This is a genomic window from Paracoccus zeaxanthinifaciens ATCC 21588, from assembly GCF_000420145.1.
GTDB classification, from domain to species: Bacteria; Pseudomonadota; Alphaproteobacteria; order Rhodobacterales; family Rhodobacteraceae; genus Paracoccus; species Paracoccus zeaxanthinifaciens.
Genome location: NZ_ATUJ01000004.1, coordinates 80,586 through 104,333 on the forward strand (window position 1 = coordinate 80,586; position 23,748 = coordinate 104,333).

The following is a 23,748-nucleotide window of genomic DNA, read 5'->3' on the forward strand; positions in this document are numbered from 1 at the left end:
GGTCAATCCGCACCATGCGTCAATTCCGGGACATCCGCAGCCCCTGCCGTCCCGCGCCCGGACAGCGACGGGTTCTCCATGAAGAAGCGGTGGCAGTTGAACAGATCCTCTCGCCCCTCGGGCAGGAAGCGCAGGAAGCGGCCATCGGGTTGCAGGATCCAGCTCTGGGCCTCGTCGGCCATGTTCGCGGCCATCACCTGGTTCACGATCTGCGCCTTGACCGTGTCGTTCATGCATTCGACCAGCGTCTCGACGCGGCGGTTGAGGTTGCGGTCCATCCAGTCGGCCGAACTGATGAAGACCCGCCCCTTGGGCGAGGGCAGCCCGTGCCCCGCGCCGAAGCAGACGATGCGGCTGTGTTCCAGGTATCTGCCGACGATCGACTTCACGCGAATATTCTCGGACAAGCCCTTGATACCTGGTCTTATTCCGCAGATGCCGCGAATCACCAGGCTGATCTTGACGCCCGCCTTTCCGGCCTCGTACAGCGCGTCGATCACCTCGCCCTCAATCAGCGAATTCATCTTGGCCCAGATCGCGGCGGGCCGACCCTGGCGGGCATATTCGGCCTCTTGCCGGATCATCGAGATCAGATAGGACTTCATGTCGATGGGCGCGATCGCCAGGTTCTCCAGCCCCTCGGGCTGAACATAGCCCGAGAGATAGTTGAAGACCTTCGTCGCATCCCGCCCAAGCGCCGCATCGCAGGTGAACAGCGACATGTCGGTATAGATCCGCGCCGTGATCGGGTGATAGTTGCCGGTCCCGTAATGGGTATAGGTGACCAGCGCGTCCCCCTCGCGCCGGACGACCGTGCTGATCTTGGCGTGGGTTTTGTAGTTCACGAAGCCGTAGACGACATGCGCACCCGACCGTTCCAGCCTGCGCGACTGGCGGATGTTCGCGGCCTCGTCGAAGCGGGCCTTCAGTTCGACCAGCGCGGTGACGGACTTGCCCGCCTCGGCGGCCTCGCACAGCGCGTCGACGATCGGACTGTCGCGGCTGGTGCGATACAGGGTCTGCTTGATCGCCAGCACGTCGGGATCGCGGGCCGCCTGCGCAAGGAAGCGGACCACCATGTCGAAGGTCTCGTAGGGGTGATGCAGCAGCATGTCCTTGTGACGGATCGCCGCGAACATGTCGCCGTCATGGTCCTGCACCCGTTCGGGCACGCGCGGGGTGAAGCCGGGCCACATCAGTTCGCGCCGGTGGTCCAGAACCAGCTCCTTCAGGTCGGCCATGCCCAGCAAGCCCTCGACCTCGATGACCTCTTCGTGGCCGACCTCCAGCTCGTCCATGATCAGGCGGCGCAGGCGGTCGGGCGCTCCGGCCGTGATCTTCAGGCGGATGACGCTGCCGCGGCGGCGACGCTTCAGCGCGGTCTCGAATTCACGGACCAGATCCTCGGCCTCCTCCTCGACCTCGAGATCGCTGTCGCGCAGCACGCGGAAGCTGCAATGCCCGACATCGCGATAGCCGGGGAACAGGCTGCTCAGATGCATCAGCAGCAGATCTTCCAGCTTGAGGAACCGCTGTCCGCCCGGCAGCGGGACGAAGCGCGGCAACTGCGCGGGGATCGGCAACAGCGCCTGCATCTGCCGCCCGTCGGTCTGGCGTGCCAGTTCCAGCGCCAGCGAGAAACCGGCATTCGGGATGAAGGGGAACGGGTGTGCCGGGTCGATGGCCAGCGGCGACAGGACGGGAAAGACCTTTTCCTGGAAATAGGTGTGAAGGAAGGTCTCCTCGGCGACGGTCAGGCGCTGGCGCGACAGGATGACGATGCCCGCCTGCTCCATCTCGCGGCGGAGGCGGTTCCAGACGCCCTGCTGCGCGGCCATCAGGCGGCGCGCATCGGCATTGATCAGCGACAGCTGCTCGGACGCGGTCAGCCCGTCCTCGGACGGCGAGGTGCTGCCTTCGCGGACCAGTTCGCGCAGCCCCGCCACGCGGACGGTATAGAACTCATCGAGGTTGGTCGCGCTGATCGACACGAAGCGCAGGCGTTCCAGCAGGGGCACGCGCGGGTTGCGGGCCTCGTCCAGGACCCGCCAGTTGAAGGACAGCCAGCTGAGTTCGCGGTTGAAGAACCGCGCCGGTCCCTCGGGCACCCCGCCCGGCATCTCGTGGGGTTCGGGAAAGGGCGAACGAAGAAAGTCAGCTTGGGTCATCGGTTCCACGGCTCTGGTCGTCGGGGTCCATAGATGCCCCGCGCCCCGTCAGCTTGTCCAGCAGATCAGAGGCGAGGCGACGGGTCGGCGGGGTCTTCTGCGCCATCGCCGCGCGGTCCATCGCGGCGACCAGCCTGCGGGCAAGCCCGAGGTCGCGATCCATGTGCAGCACCAGCCAGTCGATCAGCGGGGCCGCGACCTGCAACTGGCGATCCGCGAACAGCTTGACCAGAACGGCGGCCAGAAGCGCCTCGTCCGGCGGCCCAAGACGCACCTGCGGCATGGCATCCATGCGCGATTGCAGGTCCGGCAGCGACAGCCCCCAGTCGCGGGGCACCAGCCGCGCGGTCAGCAGAAGCAGGCATTCCCGCGCGCCGCACAGGTTCCACAGGTGGAACAGCGCCTCCTCGGCGCCGGCGGCATGGCCCGCGTGGTCGGCATCCTCGACCACGACGGCGCCGCGCTCGACGGCCAGCGTATCGGCGGCATCGGTCCGCAGCGCGGCGCAGCCGATCCGGCGTGCGCCGTTCTCGGCGGCCCAGAAGGCGGCCATGTGCGACTTTCCCGCGCCCTCGGGGCCTATCAGCAGCATGCGCCCGCCGGGCCACAGATGCGGGTGGTCGAGGACACGCAGCGCATCCTGGTTGGCGGGGGCCGGCAGGAAATCGGCCCGCGCCTCGGCGGGCGGCGTCGTCAGGTCCAGCGTCAGCTGGCGATGCGGCGCCCCGGCATTCACGCCGGATCGCCCTCCGCGACCTCGACCCGCAGCGCCTCGCGATAGGTGCCGGGGGGCACGATCTCGACCAGCAGGGGTTCGGGGGTGACGGCATCGTCGCCGATCCCGGTATAGAGCGCGCTGGCGCGGTAGCGTTCGATCGCGAAGCGCGCAAGCACGCCGACCGCCGCCGCCATCGGCACCGCCATCACGAGGCCCACGAAGCCGAACAGCGAACCGAAGACTGACAGGGCCAGCAGCAGCCAGACGGGATGCAGCCCGACATGGCTGCCCACGATCTTGGGCTGGAGATAGTTCCCCTCGACCACCTGCCCGACCGCGAAGATGGCGACCACGGCCCCGATCCACAGCGGATCGCCCCAGAAGCTGAACAGCGCGACGCCGATGGCGGTCACCCCGCCGATCAGCACGCCCACATAGGGGATGAAGGACAGCACCGCCGCCATGATCCCGATGAAGAAGCCGAAGGGCAGCCCCACGAACATCAGCGCCAGCGCGTACCACGTCCCCAGGATCAGGATCACCGTCGCCTGCCCGCGCAGGAAGCCCGACAGCGCGTCGTCGATCTCCGATGCGAGGCGGCGGATCGTGCCGGCATGTTCGCGCGGCAGCAGCTCGTCGATGCGCGCGACCATGCGGTCCCAATCCAGCAGCAGGTAGAAGGACACCACCGGCACGATCACCAGGATCGAGATGGTCCCCAGGATGCCGCGCACCGATCCGAGCACCTTCGAGGCCACGTTGCCCGCCTGTTCGCCCAATGCGGCCTGAAGCTCGGTGAGGGTTTCCTGAAGGCCCGCATCGGTCGGGATCATGCCGGGAAAGCGCGACTCGACGAAGGCGCGGCCCTGGCCCAGCATCTCGGGGGCGGTCTGGATCAACGCGGTCGCCTGCCTGATCAGCAGCGGAAGGATCAGCAGGATCAGCGCGACGGCGACCAGCACGACGACGAAGGTGATGACGACGACCGACATCGTGCGCGACAGGCCCATCCGCTCCAGCCGGTCGGCGACGGGATCCAGAAGATAGGCCACGCCCGCGCCGATCATGAAGGGCAGGATCGCCTGCCCCAGAAGCCACATGGAAATCAGCAGGATCGCCGCGGCAAGCCCCCACCAGATGATCTGCTTGCGAACGGGAACGCCCATCGGATGCCTCATGGTAACACGGGTGCGAATGTGCCGCCCCGCAGCGCCGGTTGCAAGCCGCATGACCGGCTGGTTCTTGGCATCGGCAGCCCGATCCGGTAACGCGGGGACAAAGCTGATCGAAGGATTACACGAATGCGTCTGTCGCGTTATTTCCTGCCCGTGCTGAAGGAAGATCCCAAGGAGGCCCAGATCGTCAGCCATCGGCTGATGCTGCGGGCGGGGATGATCAAGCAGCAGGCGGCGGGCATCTATTCCTGGCTGCCCATGGGCTTCAAGGTCCTGCGCCGGATCGAGCAGATCGTCCACGAGGAACAGATCCGCGCCGGTCACGTCCCCATGCTGATGCCGACGCTGCAATCGGCCGACCTGTGGCGCGAGAGCGGCCGCTATGACGATTACGGCGAGGAGATGCTGCGCATCAAGGACCGCCAGAAGCGCGACCTGCTGTACGGACCCACGAACGAGGAGATGATCACCGACATCTTCCGCAGCCACGTCAACAGCTACAAGGACCTGCCGCTGACGCTGTACCACGTCCAGTGGAAGTTCCGCGACGAGATCCGCCCCCGCTTCGGCGTGATGCGTGGCCGAGAGTTCCTGATGAAGGACGGCTACAATTTCGACCTGACCAAGGAAGACGCGCTGCACGCCTACAACCGGCACCTCGTCAGCTATCTGCGGACCTACGAGCGCATGGGCCTGCAGGCGATCCCGATGCGCGCGGATGGCGGCCCGATCGGCGGCGATTACACGCATGAATTCCTGGTCCTGGCCGAGACCGGCGAATCCGAGGTCTTCTATGACAGCGAGATCACCGAGCTGACCTTCGGCGACCGGCAGATCGACTATGACGATCATGCCGAATGTCAGGCCGTGCTGGAGGAATTCACCAGCCGCTATGCCCGCACCGACGAGACCCATGACGAGGCGATCTTCGCCGAGGTCCCCGAGGATCGCCGCCGCACCGCGCGCGGGATCGAGGTCGGCCAGATCTTCTATTTCGGGACCAAGTATTCCGAACCGATGGGCGCGACGGTCGTCGGCCCCGACGGTGCGCGCGTGCCCGTCCACATGGGCAGCCACGGCATCGGCGTTTCCCGCCTGCTGGGCGCCATCATCGAGGCCAATCACGACGACCGCGGCATCATCTGGCCCGAAGGCGTGACGCCGTTCCATGTGGGCATCGTCAACCTCAAGCAGGGCGACGCCTCGACCGACAGCGCCTGCGACGCGCTCTATGCCGAGCTGACCGCGAAGGGGTTCGAGCCGCTCTATGACGATCGCAACGACCGTGCCGGCGCGAAATTCGCCAGCATGGACCTGATCGGCCTACCCTGGCGGATCACGGTCGGGCCGCGCGGGCTGGCGAACAACAAGGTCGAACTGACCAGCCGCCGCACCGGCGAAGCCGAGGAGATGTCCCCGCAAGAGGCCGTCGCCCGCATCGAGCAGATCTATCAGCCCGTGCGCGACCGCGCAGGCCCCGGCCTGTAATCCACGATAAGACCGCGGCCCCGTTGCGGGCCGCGGTCCCCCGATCCTGAAATCTGACGAAAGGTCAGTAGGATCGACGATACATCGCGCTTTCTTTTTCAGAATCGCCCTTCTAGGCTGCCCCAAGGACAATGTTCCAACTGGGAGACAACCAAATGAAGAAGATTCTTCTCGCGACCGCCGCCGGCGCGCTGATGGCCGGTGCCGCAGGCGCTGAAGAGATCAAGCTGGGCATCTCGCTCGGCTTCACGGGTCCGCTGGAATCGATGTCGCCCGCCATGGCGCAGGGCGCCGAACTGGCGATCAAGGAAATCAACGACAGCGGCGCCTTCCTCGACGGTTCGACCGTGACCGCCGTGCAGGGCGACAGCACCTGCATCGACGCCGCCGCGGCCACCGCGACCGTCGAACGCCTGATCACCGCCGAGGGCGTGAAGGGCATCGTCGGCGGAATGTGCTCGGGCGAGACGATCGCCAGCCTCGAGAACGTCGCCAAGGCCAACGGCATCGTCATGATCTCGCCCTCGGCCACCTCGCCCGCGCTGACGGACATCGAGGATGACGGCCTGTTCTTCCGCACCGCACCGTCGGACGCCCGCCAGGGCGAGGTGATGGCCGAGATCGTGCTGGAAAAGGGCATCGAGACGGTCGCCGTCACCTATACCAACAACGATTACGGCAAGGGCCTGGCCGACGCGTTCGAGGCCGCCTTCACCCAGAAGGGCGGCACCGTCACCGTCAACAGCGCACATGACGACGGCAAGGCCGACTACTCGGCCGAGGTCGCCGCACTGGCGGCTGCGGGCGGCGATGCGCTGGCGGTCGTGGGCTATGTCGACCAGGGCGGTTCGGGCATCCTGCGCGGCGCGCTGGACAGCGGCGCCTTCGAGACCTTCGTCTTCCCCGACGGCATGGTCGGCCAGGCGCTGGCGGACAATTTCGGCGACGAGATCGAGGGCAGCTTCGGCCAGAACCCCGCAGCCGAGGGCGAAGGCCGCGAGACCTATCTGAGCATGGCCGAAGAGGCCGGTTACGACGGGTCGGGCGCCTTCTCGGCCGAGGCCTATGACGCGGCGGCGCTGATCATGCTGGCGATGGCCAAGGCGGGCTCGTCCGATCCGGCCGAATACAAGGGCGCGATCATGGATGTCGCCAACGAGCCGGGCGAGCAGATCCTGCCGGGCGAACTGGCCAAGGCGATCGAGATCATCAATGGCGGCGGCGATGTCGACTATGTCGGCGCGGCAGCCGTCGAATTCGTCGAGCCGGGTGAAAGCGCGGGCACCTTCCGCGAAGTCACCTTCGAGGGCGGAGAGATGAAGGTCGTCGGCTATCGCTGATCGGCACGCCTGACCCGATGGCCCGGCGTCCCCATGACGCCGGGCCATTTTTACAATTGATACAGCCTCTTGGGCGCAAATCCTTATCCATCGGATAAGGTCGGGGAACGAAGGATGATAAGGGTCGAGGACCTACACAGACATTTCGGCGGCTTCCATGCCGTCGACGGGGCCAGCCTGACGATCGAGACCGGATCGATCACCGGGCTGATCGGCCCCAACGGCGCGGGCAAGTCGACGCTGTTCAACGTGATCGCGGGCGTGCTGCCCCCGACATCGGGGCGCGTCTTCATGGACGGGCAGGACATCACCGGCCTGCCCCCGCACGAGCTGTTCCACAAGGGCCTGCTGCGGACCTTCCAGCTGGCCCATGAATTCGCCAGCATGACCGTGCGGGAAAACCTGATGATGGTCCCCGCGGGCCAGTCCGGCGAGACGATCTGGAAGACCTGGTTCCAGCGCAGTCGCATCGCCCGCGAGGAACGCGCCCTGCGTGACAAGGCCGACGAGGTGCTGGACTTCCTGACCATCAGCCACCTGGCCGACGAAAAGGCGGGCAACCTGTCGGGCGGCCAGAAGAAGCTGCTGGAACTGGGCCGCACCATGATGGTGGACGCCAAGATCGTATTCCTGGACGAGGTCGGCGCGGGCGTGAACCGCACGCTGCTGATGACCATCGCCGATGCGATCATCCGGCTGAACAAGGAACGCGGCTATACCTTCTGCGTGATCGAGCATGACATGGATTTCATCGGCAAGCTGTGCGACCCGGTCATCGTCATGGCCGAGGGCAAGGTGCTGGCCAAGGGCAGCGCCAGCGACATCATGCAGGACGAGGCCGTGATCGAGGCCTATCTGGGCACCGGTCTGAAGAACAAGGACATGGTGGGCGCATGAGCGGACAGAACAGCTTCGGCAATCGCGGCAACCGCGATGCATCCGTGGTGAACACCCGCGGCATGGGCACCATCGACGGCACCCGCCGTTCAGGTCCCGTGGGCGAGGGTCGCGCGGGCGATCCCTTCCTGATCGGCGAAGGCATGACCGGCGGATACGGCAAGGGCGCCGACATCCTGCACGATTGCACGATCTCGGTCGAAAAGGGCCAGATCGCCGTGATCGTCGGCCCGAACGGCGCGGGCAAGTCCACCGCGATGAAGGCCATCTTCGGCATGCTGAACCTGCGCCAGGGCAGCGTGCGTCTGAACGGGCGCGACATCACCGCGCTGAACCCGCAGGACCGCGTCAAGGCCGGCATGGGCTTCGTCCCGCAGGTGAACAACATCTTCCCGTCCATGACGGTCGAGGAAAACCTGGAGATGGGCGCCTTCATCCGGAACGACGACATCCGCCAGACCATGCAGCAGGTCTATGACCTGTTCCCCGCCGTCGCCGAGAAGCGCAAACAGGCGGCAGGCGAATTGTCGGGCGGGCAGCGCCAACAGGTCGCCGTGGGCCGCGCGCTGATGACGCAACCGCAGGTCCTGATGCTGGACGAACCGACCGCGGGCGTCAGCCCCATCGTCATGGACGAGCTGTTCGACCGCATCATCGCCATCGCGCGCGGCGGATTGCCCGTGCTGATGGTGGAACAGAACGCGCAACAGGCGATGAACATCGCCGACAAGGCCTATGTGCTGGTGCAGGGCGCGAATGCCCATACCGGCACCGGAAAGGAACTCATGGCCAATGACGAGGTGCGCCGCACCTTCCTGGGGGGCTGAGCGATGGATATCCTGAACGCCCTCGTGGTCTTTCTGAACTTCGTCTTCATCCCCGCCGCCGCCTATGGCGCGCAGCTTGCCCTGGGTGCGCTTGGGGTCACGCTGATCTATGGCATCCTGCGGTTTTCCAACTTCGCGCATGGCGACACGATGGCCTTCGGCACCGCGCTGGTGATCCTGGTCACATGGGGCCTGCAGGCGCTTGGGGTGGGCTTCGGTCCGCTGCCCACCGCGCTGATCGCCCTGCCCATCGGTATCGCGCTGACATCGCTGATGGTGCTGGGGACGGACCGCGTGGTCTATCGCTTCTATCGCAGGCAGAAGGCCGCGCCGATCATCCTGGTCATGGCCTCGGTCGGCGTGATGTTCGTGATGAACGGCCTGACGCGCCTGGTCATCGGCGTGGACGAGATCCGCTTCGACGACGGCGAACGCTTCATCGTGACCGTCCGCGACTTCAAGGCGATGACCGGCCTGGACGAAGGCCTGGCCCTGCGCAGCACGCAGGCGCTGACGCTGGTCGTGGCCTTTGCCGTGATGATCGCGCTGTTCTGGTTCCTGAACCGCACCAAGTCCGGCAAGGCGATGCGCGCCTATTCCGACAACGAGGATCTGGCGCTGCTGTCGGGCATCGACCCCGAACGCGTGGTCCGGCAGGTCTGGATCATCGCGGCCGCGCTGGCGACCATCGCGGGCACGCTCTATGGTCTGGACAAGTCGTTCAAGGCCTTCAACTATTTCCAGATCCTGCTGCCCATCTTCGCGGCGGCCATCGTCGGCGGCCTCGGCAGCCCGCTCGGCGCGATCGCGGGCGGGTTCCTCGTGGCCTTCTCCGAGGTGGCGATCACCTATCCGTGGCTGAAGATCGCGGGCTATGTCGCGCCCTGGTACGAACCCGGCGGGCTGATGCAGCTGCTGGGCACGGAATACAAGTTCGCCGTCAGCTTCGTGATCCTGATCGTGGTGCTGCTGTTTCGCCCGACGGGCCTGTTCCGCGGCAAATCGGTGTAAGGGGGTCATCATGGCAAGCAATCGTCAATCCACCGCATCCGCCAGCCCCTGGCGCGCGCCGGTCCTGTTCGGCATCCTCGCCATCCTGTTCGTGCTGGAGGGGACGGTCCGCAACGACCTCTTCTCGGGCAGCTGGAACACGTCGCTCGCGATCCTGAACATGGGGCTGATCTCGGCCATCACGGCATTGGGCGTGAACATGCAGTGGGGCTATGCCGGGCTGTTCAACGTGGGCGTCGTGGGCTTCCTTGCGATGGGCGCGCTGGCGCCCGTGCTGGTGTCCCTGCCCCCGGTCGAGGGCGCATGGCAGGCCGGTGGCCCTCGCCTGATCCTGTCGCTGCTGGCGGGCCTGGGCGTCCTTGCGCTGGCCCGCCTTGTCTGGGGCCGGACCCGCAAGGGCTGGGCCGTCGCGCTGGTGCTGCTGGCGGGCTTCTTCCTGTTCCGGTCGCTGTTCGACCCCGCCGTCCTCGCGATCGAGGGCAACAACCCTGCCCGTCACGGCAATATCGGCGGGCTGGGCCTTCCGGTGCTGCTGTCCTGGCTGGTGGGCGGCGTCTTTGCCGCCGCCGCGGCCTGGGCCATCGGCAAGGTGGCACTGGGGCTGCGCTCGGACTATCTCGCCATCGCCACGCTCGGCATCGGCGAGATCATCGTGGCCGTCATGAAGAACGAGGACTGGCTGGCGCGCGGCGTGAAGAACATCACCGCCATCCCGCGCCCCGTCGCCTACGAGGTGGACCTGCAGCAGAATCCCGACTTCGTGGCCTTCGCCCAAGGCTGGGGCTTTTCCGCGACCGAGGCGTCGGGCATCTGGGTCAAGCTGTCCTACATGTCGCTGTTTCTCGTCGTGCTGCTGGTCCTGATCCTGCTGGCCGAGCTGGCGCTGAAATCGCCCTGGGGCCGCATGATGCGCGCCATCCGCGACAACGAGACGGCGGCCCGCGCGATGGGCAAGAACGTCACCCGCCGCCACCTCCAGGTCTTCGTGCTGGGATCGGCAGTCATCGGCATCGCCGGTGCGATGATGGTGACGCTGGACGGGCTGGTCGCGCCGACGGGCTACAACCCGCTGCGCTATACCTTCCTGATCTGGGTGATGGTCATCGTGGGCGGGTCCGGCAACAACTGGGGCGCGGTTCTGGGATCGGTGCTGATCTGGTTCCTGTGGATCAAGGCCGAGGTCTGGGGCCCCGCCGCGATCGCCGCGCTGACCGGCCCGCTATCCGACGGTCCCCTGAAGGAGCACCTGCTGGACAGCAGCCCGCACATGCGCTTCATCGCGATGGGCGCGGTCCTGCTGGCCGTGCTGCGCTTCGCCCCAAGGGGCCTTCTGCCCGAGAAGTGATACCGACAGGGGCGCCCCATCCGGGCGCCCCTTACCTTATGCGCGGCAGTCGTTTCCAAGAACAACGCTGTGCCAGACGCGCCCGTCCGCGCCGCGCGCGACGCCGCTGCCGATCTCGAATGACAGCTGTCCCAGCACCTGTTCGCGGTTCGGGCCGGGGATCAGCCAATCCGCGACCGTTCCCTCCGGGCTGGTCCCGCCACCGACCAGCTGCACCACGCCGCAGGTCGGATAGCCGACGGCCCGCGCCCGATCCACGACATTGCTGCCATTCGACCCCGCGACATCGGCGCGCCCCATCAGCGCCATGTCGCAGGCATGGGACTGCGCAATGCGGTCCAGCGCCTCGGTCCGTGCAAGGACGGTCTTGCCCTCGGCCACGCGCGCGGCTTCCACGGCCTGCGCGAGGCGGTCGGCGGCAGGGCCATCGCCCGCGCAGCTGGCGGCCAGCGACTGCTCCATCGGCTCGGCCACCGGCGCGGGGGCGATCCGGTCGCAGGCGCCAAGCGCGCCCAGGGCTGCGATTGCTGTGATCGAGGCACGGAACATGACGGAACCCTTTCGGATCGTTGGATGAACGGTTTGCAGGCGATTTCAGTCCCAACCCCATGCCTTCGCACCGGTTCCCCGGATTGACGGGCGCGAAACCCTTGCATGGCCGCGCGGGCGCGCTTAAAGCGCATCCATGACCCAGCATCAGCGCCTTCTCATCATCGACTTCGGCAGCCAGGTGACGCAGCTTATCGCGCGCCGCCTGCGTGAGCTGAACGTCTACTGCGAAATCCATCCCTTCAACCTGCTGACCGACGAGAAGCTGCGCGAGATCGACCCGCGCGCGATCATCCTGTCGGGCGGCCCCGCCAGCGTGACCGAGACCGGCAGCCCCCGCGCGCCGCAAGCAGTCTTCGAGCTGGGCGTCCCCGTCTTCGGCATCTGCTATGGCCAGCAGGTCATGATGGAACAGCTGGGCGGCCGCGTCGAGGCGGGCCACCACGCCGAATACGGCCGCGCCTTCATCGCGCCTGCGCCGGGCCACAAGGGCGACGGCATCTTCGCCGGCCTGTTCGACGCTGGCCGCGAGGAGGTCTGGATGAGCCATGGCGACCGCGTGACCGAGATCGCGCCGGGCTTCGAGGTGATCGGCACCTCGCCCAACGCGCCCCTCGCGATGATCGCGGACGAGGCGCGCCGCTTCTATGCCGTGCAGTTCCACCCCGAGGTGCACCACACCCCGAACGGCCGCACGATGCTGGAGAACTTCGTCAGGATGGCGGGCTTTACCGGCGACTGGACGATGGCGTCCTACAAGGACGAGGCGATCCGCAAGATCCGCGAGCAGGTGGGCGACCGCAAGGTCATCTGCGGCCTGTCGGGCGGCGTGGACAGCAGCGTCGCTGCCGTCCTGATCCACGAGGCGATCGGCGACCAGCTGACCTGCGTCTTCGTCGATCACGGCCTTCTGCGCCTGAACGAGGCCGAAGAGGTCGTGGAGATGTTCCGCGACAACTACAACATCCCGCTGATCCACGCGAACGAGGCCGACCTGTTCCTCGGCTCGCTCGAAGGCGTTTCCGACCCCGAGGTCAAGCGCAAGACCATTGGCCGCCTGTTCATCGACGTGTTCCAGAAATACGCGGGCGAGATCGACGGTGCCGAGTTCCTGGCCCAGGGCACGCTCTATCCCGATGTCATCGAGAGCGTCAGCTTCAGCGGCGGGCCCTCGGTCACGATCAAGTCGCACCACAATGTCGGCGGTCTGCCCGAGAAGATGGGCCTGAAGCTGGTCGAGCCGCTGCGCGAGCTGTTCAAGGACGAGGTCCGCGCCCTCGGCCGCGAGCTGGGCCTGCCCGACAAGTTCATCGGGCGTCACCCCTTCCCCGGCCCCGGCCTTGCCATCCGCTGCCCCGGCGAGATCACCCGCGACAAGCTGGAGATCCTGCGCAAGGCGGATGCGGTCTTCATCGACCAGATCCGCAAGCACAACCTGTACGACGAGATCTGGCAGGCCTTCGTCGCGATCCTTCCGGTCCGCACCGTGGGCGTGATGGGCGACGGTCGCACCTACGACTATGCCTGCGCGCTGCGTGCGGTGACCTCGGTCGACGGGATGACGGCGGATTACTATCCCTTCACCCATGAATTCCTGGGCGAGACCGCGACGCGGATCATCAACGAGGTCAAGGGCATCAACCGCTGCACCTATGACATCACCTCGAAGCCCCCGGGCACGATCGAGTGGGAATGACCTGAGAAGTTGGGGAACGCGCAGGGCAACTTGCGCGTCCCTTTCGTTCTGGGGGGTGCCATGACGCGATTGATACTGGTTCTGGGCGATCAGCTGTCCGACGATCTGTCCGCGCTGCGCGAGGCGAAGGACGGCGATGTCGTCGTCATGGCCGAGGTGATGGACGAGGCGTCCTATGTCCGCCACCACCCCAAGAAGATCGCGTTCCTGTTCGCGGCCATGCGCAAATTCGCAGATCACCTGCGCGACAAGGGCTTCACCGTCGCCTATACGCGGCTGGACGACCCCGAGAACAGCCAGAAGATCGGCGGCGAATTACTGCGCCGCGCATCGGAACACGACGCGTCCGAGGTGATCGCGACGGAACCCGGCGAATGGCGGCTGATCGACATCCTGACCTATCTGCCGATCACGGTGCGCCAGCTGTCCGACGACCGCTTCTATGCCAGCCACAAGGATTTCCAGGAGTGGGCCGAGGGCCGCAAGGAATTGCGGATGGAGTGGTTCTATCGAGAGATGCGCCGCCGCACCGGCCTGCTGATGGAGGACGACGAGCCTGCGGGCGGGCAGTGGAACTATGACCACGACAACCGCAAGCCCGCCGCGGCCGACCTGTTCCGCGAAGGCCCCCCGCGCTTCGAACCGGACCGGATCACCTGTGATGTGCTGGACCTGGTCGAGCAACGCTTTCCCGAAAATTTCGGCGATCTGCGCCCCTTCGACTATGCCACCGACCGCCAGGGCGCGCTGAAGGTGCTGCGGCATTTCATCGACAATTCGCTGGACGAATTCGGCCCCTATCAGGATGCGATGCTGCAGGACGATCCGCACCTACATCACTCGATCCTGTCGCCCTATATCAATGCGGGCCTTCTGTCCCCGCGCGAGGTCTGCGACCGCGTCGCCAAGGCCTATGCCGAGGGCAAGGTGCGCCTGAATTCCGCCGAGGGCTTCATCCGCCAGATCCTCGGCTGGCGCGAATACATGCGCGGCATCTATTTCATGCAGGGGCCTGATTACACCGACCGGAACGAGCTGGGCCACGACCGCGATCTGCCGCCGCTGTACTGGGGTGCGGAAACGCGGATGAACTGCCTGTCGCAGGCGGTGGGCCAGACGCAGCGCCTTGCCTATGCCCATCACATCCAGCGCCTGATGATCACCGGCAATTTTGCCCTGCTGGCCGGGATCGACCCGCACCAGGTCCATGAATGGTATCTCGAGGTCTATCTGGATGCCTATGAATGGGTCGAGGCCCCGAATGTCATCGGGATGAGCCAGTTCGCCGATGGCGGCATCGTCGGATCAAAGCCCTATGTCAGTTCCGGCAACTATATCGGCAAGATGTCGGATTACTGCAAACATTGCGCCTACAAGGTGACGGCCAAGACCGGCAAGGACGCCTGCCCCTTCAACTTGCTGTATTGGGATTTCCTTGTCCGTCACCGCGAACGGTTCCAGAAGAACCCGCGCATCAGCCGCATCTATGGCACATGGGACCGGATGGATGCCGACAAGCGCAAGACGATCCGGGCCGAGGCTGCCGATTTCCTAAAACGGATGGATGCGGGCGAGACGGTCTGACGCCTTCCCCTTGCGCCCGTTTGCAGGCAATCTGCGCCCGAACGAAGGGGAACACCACATGAGCTGCGCCTGCGGACATCACCACGCGACCGAACGCCACGACTGCGCGGAAGGCGGCATGCCCATCGCCCTGCCCGCCCCGATGGTCGCGTTGACCGGTCGCCTGACCTGCGCGGATGCGGGCCAGATGATGACGGCGCTGAACCTGCTGCCCGATCACGTCACGCTCAGCCGGGCCGAGTCCGGGAACCTGCGCTTCGATCTGTGGCAGGACGACGACCCGCTGGTCTGGCACCTGTCCGAGCTGTTCCGCGACGGCGCGGCCTTCGAGGCGCATCAGGCGCGAACCGCCGACAGCCCCTGGGGCCGCGAAAGCACGCAATTCGCCCGCGACTTTCAGCGCCACGACGTGACCCCCGCGATGCGCCCCGAGGAACGGGGCGATCACGATGCCATCGACCACCTGCTGCACCTGGCTTTCGAGGGCGAGGCCGAGGCCCGGCTGGTGCGCCTGCTGCGCGCGGACGGCGATCTGGCACTGTCGCTGGTGGCGGTTGCCGCGGGAACCGTCGTCGGCCACATCGCGCTGTCGCCCGTGGGCGGGGACCGCCCCGCGCTGGCGCTTGCGCCGGTCGCGGTGCATCCCGCCGCGCAGGGGCTGGGGATCGGGTCCGCGCTGATCCGCGCCGCCATCCAGCATGCAGGCGACACGCCCATCGTCGTGCTGGGCGATCCGGCCTATTACGCGCGCTTCGGGTTCCGGCCCGCCGATCTGACCTCGCCCTATGCGGGGCCGTATCTGCAATTGCTGGGCGATCTGCCGGACGGCGCGACCATCGCCCATGCGCCCGCCTTCGCGGCGCTGTGACCAAGGCTTGCGGTTCGCCACATCAGGGTCCACATCTGTTGCGACAGAAGAAAGGACCCAACGCATGGCCGCCACACCGCTTTACGATGCCGCAGAACAGGTCAAGGGCACGCCCTTCGGGAATCTGCCGGAATGGGACCTCAGCGATCTCTATCCCGGTCCTGACAGCCCCGAGCTGAACTCGGATATCGAGCGTCTGGACGGTCTGGTCCGCGACTTCGCCCAGACCTACCAGGGCAAGCTGGCCGATCTGGATGCCGAGGCCATGCTGACCTGCATCAAGGCCTACGAGGCGATCGACATCATCGCCGGTCGCATCATGTCCTATGCGGGGCTGCGCTATTACCAGAACACCACCGACCCGGCGCGGGCCAAGATGATGGGCGACCTTCAGGCCCGCATCACCGACATGACCACGCCGCTGGTCTTCTTCAGCCTGGAATTCAACCGCATCCCGGATGAAACCTACGAGGCCGTGTTCTCCGCCCCGGACGGTCCCGCGCGCTACAAGCCGGTCTTCGACCGGATGCGCGCCATGCGCCCCCACCAGCTGTCGGACGAGCTGGAGCAGTTCCTGCACGACAACTCGGTCGTCGGCGCCGCCGCGTGGAACCGCCTGTTCGACGAAACCACTGCCGCGCTGACCTTTGATGTCGATGGCGAGGAACTTGGCCTCGAGGCCACGCTGAACCTGCTGACCGATCACGACCGCGCGCGGCGCGAGGCCGGCGCCCGCGCCTTGGCGCAGGTGTTCCAGAAGAATGTCGGCCTGTTCGCCCGCGTCCACAACACGCTGGCCAAGGAAAAGGCCATCGAGGACAAGTGGCGCAAGATGCCCACCCCCCAGCATGGCCGCCACCTGTCGAACCATGTCGAACCCGAGGTGGTCGAGGCGCTGCGCGATGCCGTCACCAAGGCCTATCCGCGCCTGTCGCACCGCTATTATGCGCTGAAGGCGAAATGGCTGGGTCTGGAAAAGCTGCAGGTCTGGGACCGGAACGCCCCCCTGCCGACCGACGCGCCCAAGACGATCGACTGGACCGAGGCGCGCGCGACCGTGATGGACGCCTATGCGGGCTTCTCGCCCAAGCTGGCCGAACTGGCCGAACCGTTCTTCGACAAGGGCTGGATCGATGCCGCCGTGAAGCCCGGCAAGGCGCCCGGCGCCTTCGCGCATCCGACGGTCACGACGGTGCACCCCTATGTCATGTTGAATTACCTGGGCAAGCCGCGCGACGTGATGACGCTGGCCCATGAACTGGGTCACGGCGTGCACCAGCGCCTCGCGGCCGATCAGGGAGAACTGCTGGCCTCGACCCCGCTGACGCTGGCCGAAACGGCCTCGGTCTTTGGCGAGATGCTGACCTTCCGCGCACTGCTGGCCAAAACGACCGACCCCGCGCAGCGCAAGGCGCTGCTTGCCGGCAAGGTCGAGGACATGATCAACACGGTCGTCCGCCAGATCGCCTTCTACGATTTCGAATGCCGCCTGCATGCAGCGCGTGCCGAAGGTGAACTGACCCCCGACGACATCAACGCGATCTGGATGGAGGTCCAGCACGAGAGCCTTGGCCCGGTCTTCGAATACATGACCGGATATGAGACCTTCTGGACCTATGTGCCGCATTTCGTGCATTCGCCCTTCTACGTCTATGCCTATGCCTTCGGCGACGGGTTGGTGAACGCGCTCTATGCGGCCTACGAGGACGGGCTGCCGGACTTCCAGCAGAAGTATTTCGACCTGCTGGCCGCAGGCGGATCCAAGCACCACAAGGAGCTGCTGGCCCCCTTCGGGCTGGATGCCTCCGATCCCGCCTTCTGGGACAAGGGCCTGTCGATGATCGAAGGCTTCATCGACGAGCTGGAGCGCCTGGAAGATTGACGCAGCGGGCCGTCCTTCGGGGCGGCCCCTTGCCATCATTCCGCATGGCATCGCGGGCCTGCCGCGCTATGCTGACCCCCAGGGGATCAGTCGGAGGGGACCATGTGGAAGAAGATTGCAGCAGGCACGGGCCTGCTGCTTGTCGCGGGCGGGGCTGCGTTCTTCAGCTTCGCACCCGCCTATGTCGAACGCGGAATGAACCCGCTGACCATGCCCGAGGACGGGTGGGAGATCACCCCCGAGGCGCAGGACCTGCATGACGGCCTGACCATCGGGGATTGGCATTCCGACGCGCTGCTGTGGGATCGCGACCTGCTGACCCGCGTCGATCACGGCCATACCGACGTGCCCCGCCTGCAGGAAGGCAATGTCGCGCTGCAGGTCTTTACCACCGTCACCAAAAGCCCGCGCGGCCAGAACTATGCCGAGAACAGCGCCGAGGCACCCGACAACATCACGCCCCTGTTCATCGGTCAGCTGCGTCCCATCCCCGCCTGGACATCGCTCAAGGCACGCGCCCTGGTGCAGGCGCGCGCGCTGCGCGACGCGGCCGAGCGTGACCCCGATGCGCTGCGCGTCATCCGGACCCGCACCGACCTGACCGAGCTGCTGGCCGCAAGGCAGGCAGGCGCGAACACGGTCGGTGGCATCCTGGGATCAGAGGGCGGCCACCCGCTGGAACGCGACATCGCGGCCCTGGACGAGCTGTACGACGCGGGCTTTCGCCTGATCGGGCTGACGCATTTCTTCGACAACGAACTGGGCGGCAGCCTGCATGGCGAAGGCGGCTCCGGATCGGGCCTGTCGGATTTCGGGCGGCAGGTCGTGGCCGGGATGGTCGAACGCGACATGATCGTCGACCTGGCCCATGCAAGCCCGCAGATGGTCCGCGACGTGCTGCAGATCGACGGCGTGCGCCCCGTCCTGTCCCATACCGGCATCCACGGCCATTGCCCCAGCCCCCGCAACCTGTCCGACGAGCTGGTCCGCGGGATCGCCGACAAGGGCGGGCTGATCGGCATCGGCTTCTGGTCGGACGTGGTCTGCGGCCCGACACCCGCCGACGTGGCCTCGTCGATCAAGGCCGCGATCCTGCTGGTGGGCGAGGATCACGTCTCGCTCGGGTCGGATCACGACGGATCGGTGGACAGCCCCTTCGGCGCGGCGCATCTTGCGGCGCTGACCCAGGCGCTGATCGATGCCGGCCTGACCGAGGCGCAGATCGCCAAGGTGATGGGCGGGAACATGGTGGGCTTCCTTCTGGACAGCCTGCCGGATGACGAAGGATAGGACATGAAGAAGACGACTTTGCTGAACGCCCGGCTTTCGGGGCTGATCGCATCCATGGGGCATGGCGACCTGATCGTGATCGGGGATGCGGGGCTGCCCGTCCCGCCGGGGGTCGAGGTCATCGACCTTGCCGTCACGCGCGGCCTGCCCGGGGTCTTCGACGTAATGGACGCCATCCTGTCCGAACTGGTGGTCGAGCGTGCGGCCCTTGCGACCGAAGCCTCGGTCGATCTGTCCGCCCGCTTCCGCGAACGCGCCATCGGCCAGGTCGAGACGCTGCCCCACGAGGAATTCAAGCGCCGGTCCCAGGCTGCGCGCGCGGTGATCCGCACGGGCGAATGCACGCCATATGCGAATATCTGCCTCTGGGCCGGGGTGGCGTTCTAAGGGCAGGAACCGGCCCGCCGATGGCGACGTTTCAACCGCAGACAAATTCGGAGGTTTGAAATGTCCCGGAAGTTCCTTGGCCTCGGTGCCATCCTTGCCCTGATGGGCCTTGCCGCCTGCGAGACCGTTCAGGGTGCGGGGCGCGACATCTCGACCGCGGGCGCGGTCATCCAGGAGGAAAGCGCCGAGGCGCAGGCCGGCCTGTGAAACCGAAAGGCCCCCGGATCACCGGGGGCCTTTCATCTTCGGATCAGTTGTCCATCTTCAGGGCCTGGATGAAGGCGGTCTGCGGGATCTCGACCTTGCCGAACTGCCGCATCTTCTTCTTGCCGGCCTTCTGCTTCTCCAGCAGCTTCTTCTTCCGCGTCGCGTCGCCGCCATAGCATTTTGCGGTCACGTCCTTGCGCATGGCCGACAGCGTCTCGCGCGCGATGACGCGGCTGCCGATCGCTGCCTGGATCGGGATCTTGAACATGTGCCGCGGAATCAGCTCCTTCAGCTTCTCGACCATGACGCGGCCCCGGCTCTCGGCGCGGTCGCGATGGACCATCATCGCCAGCGCGTCCACCGGTTCGTCGTTCACCAGCACCGACATCTTCACGAGGTTGTCCTCGCGGTATTCGCTGATCTGGTAATCGAAGCTGGCATAGCCCTTGGTGACCGATTTCAGGCGGTCGTAGAAGTCGAACACGACCTCGGCCAGCGGCAGGTCGTAGACCGCCATCGCGCGGCTGCCCGCATAGGTCAGGTCCATCTGGATGCCGCGACGGTCCTGGCACAGCTTAAGCACGTCGCCCAGATATTCGTCGGGGACCATGATGGTCGCCTTGATGCGCGGCTCGGTGATGTGGTCGATCAGCGTCATGTCGGGCATGTCGGCGGGGTTGTGCAGGTCGCGCACCTCGCCATCCTTCATGTGCAGCTTGAAGACCACCGAAGGCGCGGTGGTGATCAGGTCCAGATCGTATTCGCGTTCCAGGCGGTCGCGGATCACCTCCAGATGCAGCAGCCCGAGGAAGCCGCAGCGGAACCCGAAGCCAAGCGCGGCCGAGGTTTCCATCTCGTAGCTGAAGCTCGCGTCGTTCAGGGCCAGCTTCTCGATCGCCTCGCGAAGGGCCTCGAAATCGTTGGCGTCCACCGGGAACAGCCCGCAGAAGACCACCGGCTGCGCGGGCTTGAAGCCCAGAAGCGCGCGGTCGGTCGGTTTCTTTTCATGCGTGATGGTGTCGCCGACGCGGGTGTCGCGGACCTGCTTGATCGAGGCGGTGAAGACCCCGATCTCGCCCGGACCGAGTTCCGCGATATCCTTCATCGCGGGCGTCAGCACGGCCAGCTTGTCCAGGCGGTAGGTCGCGCCGGTCTGCATCATCTTGACCTGGTCACCCTTGCGGATGACGCCGTCCATGACGCGGATCATGACGACGACGCCAAGATAGGCATCGTACCAGCTGTCGACCAGCATCGCCTTGAGGGGCGCATCCCGGTCGCCCTTGGGCGCGGGCAAACGGTGGACGATGGCCTCCAGCACGTCGGGGATGCCCATGCCGGACTTGGCGCTGATCGGGATGGCCTGCGACGCGTCGATGCCGATCACGTCCTCGATCTGCTCCTTGACGCGGTCGGGTTCCGCCGCAGGCAGGTCGATCTTGTTCAGAACCGGAACGATCTCGTGGTCGGCGTCGATGGCCTGATACACGTTCGCCAGCGTCTGCGCCTCGACGCCCTGCGTGGCGTCGACGACCAGCAGGCTGCCCTCGACCGCGCGCATCGACCGGCTGACCTCGTAGGCGAAATCGACGTGGCCCGGCGTGTCGATCAGGTTCAGGATATAGGTATGCCCATCCTGCGCCGGATAGGCGATGCGAACGGTGTTCGCCTTGATGGTGATCCCCCGCTCACGCTCGATGTCCATGGCATCGAGGATCTGGTTCTTCATGTCGCGTTCGGCGACAGTCCCCGTCAGCTGGATCAGCCGGTCGGCGAGGGTGGATTTTCCGTGGTCGATATGCGCCACGATGGAGAAGTTGCGAATGCGGTCGAGCTCGGTCATGGCCGGGCTATACAGGGCCGCGAGGCGCTGGAAAAGAGGATTCAAGCACCCCGCGGCACAAGGTCGTCAGATGACGGTCGGCAGATCGGCCGCCGCGATCATCAGCCGCGCCACCTCGGCCGAGGATTGCGGGTTCTGACCGGTGACCAGCTTGCCGTCGGCAAGGGCATAGGACGACCAGTTCTCGCCCGCGCTGTATTCGCCGCCCTGCTCCTTCAGGCGGTCCTCCAGCAGGAAGGGGACGGTGCCCGACAGGCCCACGGCCTCTTCCTCGGAGTTCGAGAAACCGGCGACGCGGCGGCCCTTGATCAGCGGATCGCCGTTCGACAGCCTCGCGCCCAGAAGCCCCGCCGGACCGTGGCAGACTGCACCGACGACGGCGCCCTTCTCGAACGCCTCGGCCAGCAGGCGACCAAGCGCCTCGTTCTGGGGCAGGTCCCACATGGTGCCGTGGCCGCCCGGCAGGAAGACGATGTCGCAGCCCGAGACCTGGACGTCCGCGACCTTCTCGGTGTTGTTCAGGCGGTTCATGGCGGCATCGTCGGCCAGGAAGCGGCGGACCTCGTCGGTCATCGCGTCATCGGCCTCGCTGCTGGGATCGGCGGGCGGGCGTCCGCCTTCGATGGACGCGATCTCGATGTGGTAACCGGCATCGGACAGCGCCCAGTAGGGGGCGGCCAGTTCTTCCCAGTAGAAGCCGGTGGGCGTGTCGGTGTCGCCCATCCTGCCATGCGAGGTGAGGATGATCAGTGCCTTGGGCATGGTGGTCTCCGATAGCTGTTCGACCAACAAATGTATGGCCGTCCTAGCGGGTTCCATCGCCCCGGCGCCGACGGGACGCGCGCAGCAGGCTGCCGACCACCTGCCTGCCGCCGCCGCGCAGACGGGCCTCGCGCCACATGGCATAGCCCCCTGCCCCCGCGATCAGCGCCGCACCCGCCAGCGTGATGGCGTCGGGCCGTTCGCCGAAGACGAGGGCCGCGATGATCAGCGCAAAGCCCAGCCGGGCATAGCGGAAGGGCGCGACCATCGACGCCTCGCCCATGCGCAGGGCCGCGACCATGACCGCGTATCCGCTGACGCCGAAGACGACGGTCCCCGCGACATGGACCCACTCGATCGGCGTCGGCATGGCCAGCGTTTCGGAGCGCAGCAGGATCAGCACGATGCCCGCCGGAACGATCGCGCCATAGGCCGCACCCGACAGGATGTCGGATGGCAGATCGGCAGGGACCAGCCGCGTGACCAGATCGCGCAGCGCCAGACCGAAGACCCCGACCACGGCCCACAGCATCACCGGATCGAAGGATTGCGTGCCGGGCCGCAGGATCAGCAGGACGCCCGCAAAGCCCAGGATCACCGACAGCCAGCGACGCCAGCCGACCGTCTCGCCCAGGAACAGCGCCCCGCCCATGACCAGCGCCAGCGGCAGCACCTGAAGGATCGCGGCAGTCGCGGCCAGGTCGCCCTTGGCCAGCGCGGTGACGAAACCGACGGCGCCGATGATCTCGCCCAGGGTGCGCAGCAGGACGACGGGGCGAAGGATATCGCGCGACAGCATGCGACCGCCCCGCAGGCGCAGTCTGATCCAGAAGATCGCCGCACCCGGCAGGCCGGTCAGGACCAGAAGCAGCCCGACGCCCATGCCGGCGCCCAGCAGCTTGATGAAGGCGTCCTCGATCGCGAACAGCGCCATCGCGGCGACCATCAGCAGTGCCGCGCGGCCATTCGCCTCGGCGCTCATGCTCTGCGGATCCAGTCCAGAAGGTCGGGCAGTTCGGCCAGCGTCGCGATCCGGCGGAAGCGCGGATCCTCGGGCTCGTCGGCATGTTCCAGCACCCAGGTCATCTCGTGCGGGACATGCACGCCCCAGCCGCCAAGCTCGATCACCGGGATCACGTCGCTTTTCAGCGAATTGCCGGCCATCAGGAAGGTTTCGGGGGCGATCCCCTGCGCGGCAAGGACGCGGGCATAGGCCTCGGGCGATTTCTCGGCCAGGATCTCGACCGAGGCGAAGCGTTCCGCAAGGCCCGACGCCGCGACCTTGCGTTCCTGGTCCATCAGGTCGCCCTTGGTGATCAGCATCAGGCGATGGCCGGACAGGCGGTCCAGCGCATCCTCGACCCCCGGCAGCAGGTTGACGGGATGTGCCAGCATCTCCTGCCCCAATTCCAGGATGCGGTGGATCGTGCGACCGTCCACCGCGCCGTCGGTCAGCTGGATCGCGGTTTCCACCATCGACAGCATGAACCCCTTGATGCCATAGCCATAGCGTTCGAGGTTCGCGCGTTCCACATCGACCAGCCGCGCGGCGATGTCGCCCGGTTCGGCATGGGCCGACAGCATCGCGCAGAATTCTTCTTCGGTCAGCCGGAAGAAGCTCTCGTTTTCCCACAGGGTGTCGTCGGCATCGAGGCCGATGGCGCGGATCATGTGCCCTCCTGGCGCCCGCATGGGGCGATTTGTCCGCACC

General features: G+C 66.3%; 21 protein-coding genes. 13 read left to right on the plus strand and 8 right to left on the minus strand.

Annotated features, from left to right (window positions below; all coding sequences use genetic code 11):
* Positions 1 to 2: 2 nt before the first annotated feature.
* From F804_RS0105295 to F804_RS15730, 3 genes are read right to left on the minus strand one after another with little or no spacing between them, the layout of a single operon-like run.
* Positions 3 to 2,168, minus strand: a complete 2,166-nt coding sequence (locus F804_RS0105295; protein WP_022706712.1) for an RNA degradosome polyphosphate kinase — start codon at positions 2,166 to 2,168, stop codon at positions 3 to 5.
* Complete coding sequence (locus tag F804_RS15725; RefSeq protein WP_022706713.1) at positions 2,155 to 2,904, minus strand: P-loop NTPase family protein; 750 nt, start codon at positions 2,902 to 2,904, stop codon at positions 2,155 to 2,157. The genes F804_RS0105295 and F804_RS15725 overlap by 14 nt, the downstream gene beginning before the upstream one ends.
* On the minus strand, positions 2,901 to 4,064 hold the full coding sequence (locus tag F804_RS15730; RefSeq protein WP_245540319.1) for an AI-2E family transporter: 1,164 nt from the start codon (positions 4,062 to 4,064) through the stop codon (positions 2,901 to 2,903). Before F804_RS15730 ends, F804_RS15725 begins: the two co-directional genes overlap by 4 nt.
* 123 nt (positions 4,065 to 4,187) lie before the next feature.
* Between F804_RS15730 and proS the strand changes: the two genes are divergently transcribed.
* From proS to F804_RS0105335, 6 genes are all read left to right on the plus strand, one after another.
* Positions 4,188 to 5,549: a proline--tRNA ligase gene (gene proS, locus F804_RS0105310; RefSeq protein WP_022706715.1), complete on the plus strand. Its 1,362-nt coding sequence runs from the start codon at positions 4,188 to 4,190 to the stop codon at positions 5,547 to 5,549.
* Positions 5,550 to 5,704: 155 nt separating this feature from the next.
* A complete protein-coding gene (locus F804_RS0105315) occupies positions 5,705 to 6,889 on the plus strand; it encodes an ABC transporter substrate-binding protein (protein ID WP_022706716.1) in 1,185 nt (394 codons plus the stop codon).
* 114 nt (positions 6,890 to 7,003) lie between these two features.
* Positions 7,004 to 7,786 carry an ABC transporter ATP-binding protein gene (locus tag F804_RS0105320; protein ID WP_022706717.1) on the plus strand — a complete coding sequence of 261 codons (783 nt, stop codon included), beginning with the start codon at positions 7,004 to 7,006 and terminating at the stop codon, positions 7,784 to 7,786.
* Entirely contained in the window at positions 7,783 to 8,613 is an 831-nt protein-coding gene (locus F804_RS0105325; protein ID WP_022706718.1) for an ABC transporter ATP-binding protein, read from the plus strand. Before F804_RS0105320 ends, F804_RS0105325 begins: the two co-directional genes overlap by 4 nt.
* 3 nt (positions 8,614 to 8,616) lie before the next feature.
* Positions 8,617 to 9,624 (plus strand): branched-chain amino acid ABC transporter permease, encoded by a 1,008-nt coding sequence (locus F804_RS0105330; protein ID WP_022706719.1) that lies wholly within the window; start codon positions 8,617 to 8,619, stop codon positions 9,622 to 9,624.
* Between the two features lie 10 nt (positions 9,625 to 9,634).
* The gene (locus F804_RS0105335) at positions 9,635 to 10,969 is read left to right on the plus strand and encodes a branched-chain amino acid ABC transporter permease (protein WP_022706720.1); all 1,335 of its coding nucleotides are present in this window, start codon (positions 9,635 to 9,637) and stop codon (positions 10,967 to 10,969) included.
* A gap of 36 nt (positions 10,970 to 11,005) precedes the next feature.
* Here F804_RS0105335 and F804_RS16875 read toward each other — a convergent pair whose 3' ends face one another.
* Positions 11,006 to 11,518 carry a CAP domain-containing protein gene (locus F804_RS16875; protein WP_022706721.1) on the minus strand — a complete coding sequence of 171 codons (513 nt, stop codon included), beginning with the start codon at positions 11,516 to 11,518 and terminating at the stop codon, positions 11,006 to 11,008.
* Positions 11,519 to 11,654: 136 nt separating this feature from the next.
* On the opposite strand from F804_RS16875, the gene guaA reads away from it, so the two are divergent.
* The 7 genes from guaA to F804_RS0105375 all read left to right on the plus strand — a co-directional run bounded on the left by guaA (position 11,655) and on the right by F804_RS0105375 (position 19,432).
* On the plus strand, positions 11,655 to 13,214 hold the full coding sequence (gene guaA / locus F804_RS0105345; RefSeq protein WP_022706722.1) for a glutamine-hydrolyzing GMP synthase: 1,560 nt from the start codon (positions 11,655 to 11,657) through the stop codon (positions 13,212 to 13,214).
* A gap of 60 nt (positions 13,215 to 13,274) precedes the next feature.
* Complete coding sequence (locus tag F804_RS0105350) at positions 13,275 to 14,798, plus strand: cryptochrome/photolyase family protein (protein ID WP_028725645.1); 1,524 nt, start codon at positions 13,275 to 13,277, stop codon at positions 14,796 to 14,798.
* Between the two features lie 58 nt (positions 14,799 to 14,856).
* Positions 14,857 to 15,666 carry a GNAT family N-acetyltransferase gene (locus F804_RS0105355; RefSeq protein WP_022706724.1) on the plus strand — a complete coding sequence of 270 codons (810 nt, stop codon included), beginning with the start codon at positions 14,857 to 14,859 and terminating at the stop codon, positions 15,664 to 15,666.
* A gap of 64 nt (positions 15,667 to 15,730) precedes the next feature.
* On the plus strand, positions 15,731 to 17,548 hold the full coding sequence (locus F804_RS0105360; RefSeq protein ID WP_022706725.1) for a M3 family oligoendopeptidase: 1,818 nt from the start codon (positions 15,731 to 15,733) through the stop codon (positions 17,546 to 17,548).
* A 102-nt stretch (positions 17,549 to 17,650) separates the two neighbouring features.
* Entirely contained in the window at positions 17,651 to 18,838 is a 1,188-nt protein-coding gene (locus tag F804_RS0105365) for a dipeptidase (protein WP_022706726.1), read from the plus strand.
* Between the two features lie 3 nt (positions 18,839 to 18,841).
* The gene (rbsD, locus tag F804_RS0105370) at positions 18,842 to 19,225 is read left to right on the plus strand and encodes a D-ribose pyranase (protein ID WP_022706727.1); all 384 of its coding nucleotides are present in this window, start codon (positions 18,842 to 18,844) and stop codon (positions 19,223 to 19,225) included.
* Between the two features lie 60 nt (positions 19,226 to 19,285).
* Entirely contained in the window at positions 19,286 to 19,432 is a 147-nt protein-coding gene (locus tag F804_RS0105375) for an entericidin A/B family lipoprotein (protein ID WP_022706728.1), read from the plus strand.
* Positions 19,433 to 19,475: 43 nt separating this feature from the next.
* Here F804_RS0105375 and lepA read toward each other — a convergent pair whose 3' ends face one another.
* The 4 genes from lepA to F804_RS0105395 all read right to left on the minus strand — a co-directional run bounded on the left by lepA (position 19,476) and on the right by F804_RS0105395 (position 23,708).
* Positions 19,476 to 21,275: a translation elongation factor 4 gene (lepA, locus tag F804_RS0105380; protein ID WP_022706729.1), complete on the minus strand. Its 1,800-nt coding sequence runs from the start codon at positions 21,273 to 21,275 to the stop codon at positions 19,476 to 19,478.
* A 66-nt stretch (positions 21,276 to 21,341) separates the two neighbouring features.
* Positions 21,342 to 22,037, minus strand: a complete 696-nt coding sequence (locus F804_RS0105385) for a type 1 glutamine amidotransferase domain-containing protein (protein ID WP_028725646.1) — start codon at positions 22,035 to 22,037, stop codon at positions 21,342 to 21,344.
* Positions 22,038 to 22,080: 43 nt separating this feature from the next.
* Entirely contained in the window at positions 22,081 to 23,019 is a 939-nt protein-coding gene (locus F804_RS15740) for a DMT family transporter (RefSeq protein WP_022706731.1), read from the minus strand.
* Positions 23,016 to 23,708: an HAD family hydrolase gene (locus F804_RS0105395; RefSeq protein WP_022706732.1), complete on the minus strand. Its 693-nt coding sequence runs from the start codon at positions 23,706 to 23,708 to the stop codon at positions 23,016 to 23,018. Before F804_RS0105395 ends, F804_RS15740 begins: the two co-directional genes overlap by 4 nt.
* Between the last annotated feature and the right edge of the window lie 40 nt (positions 23,709 to 23,748).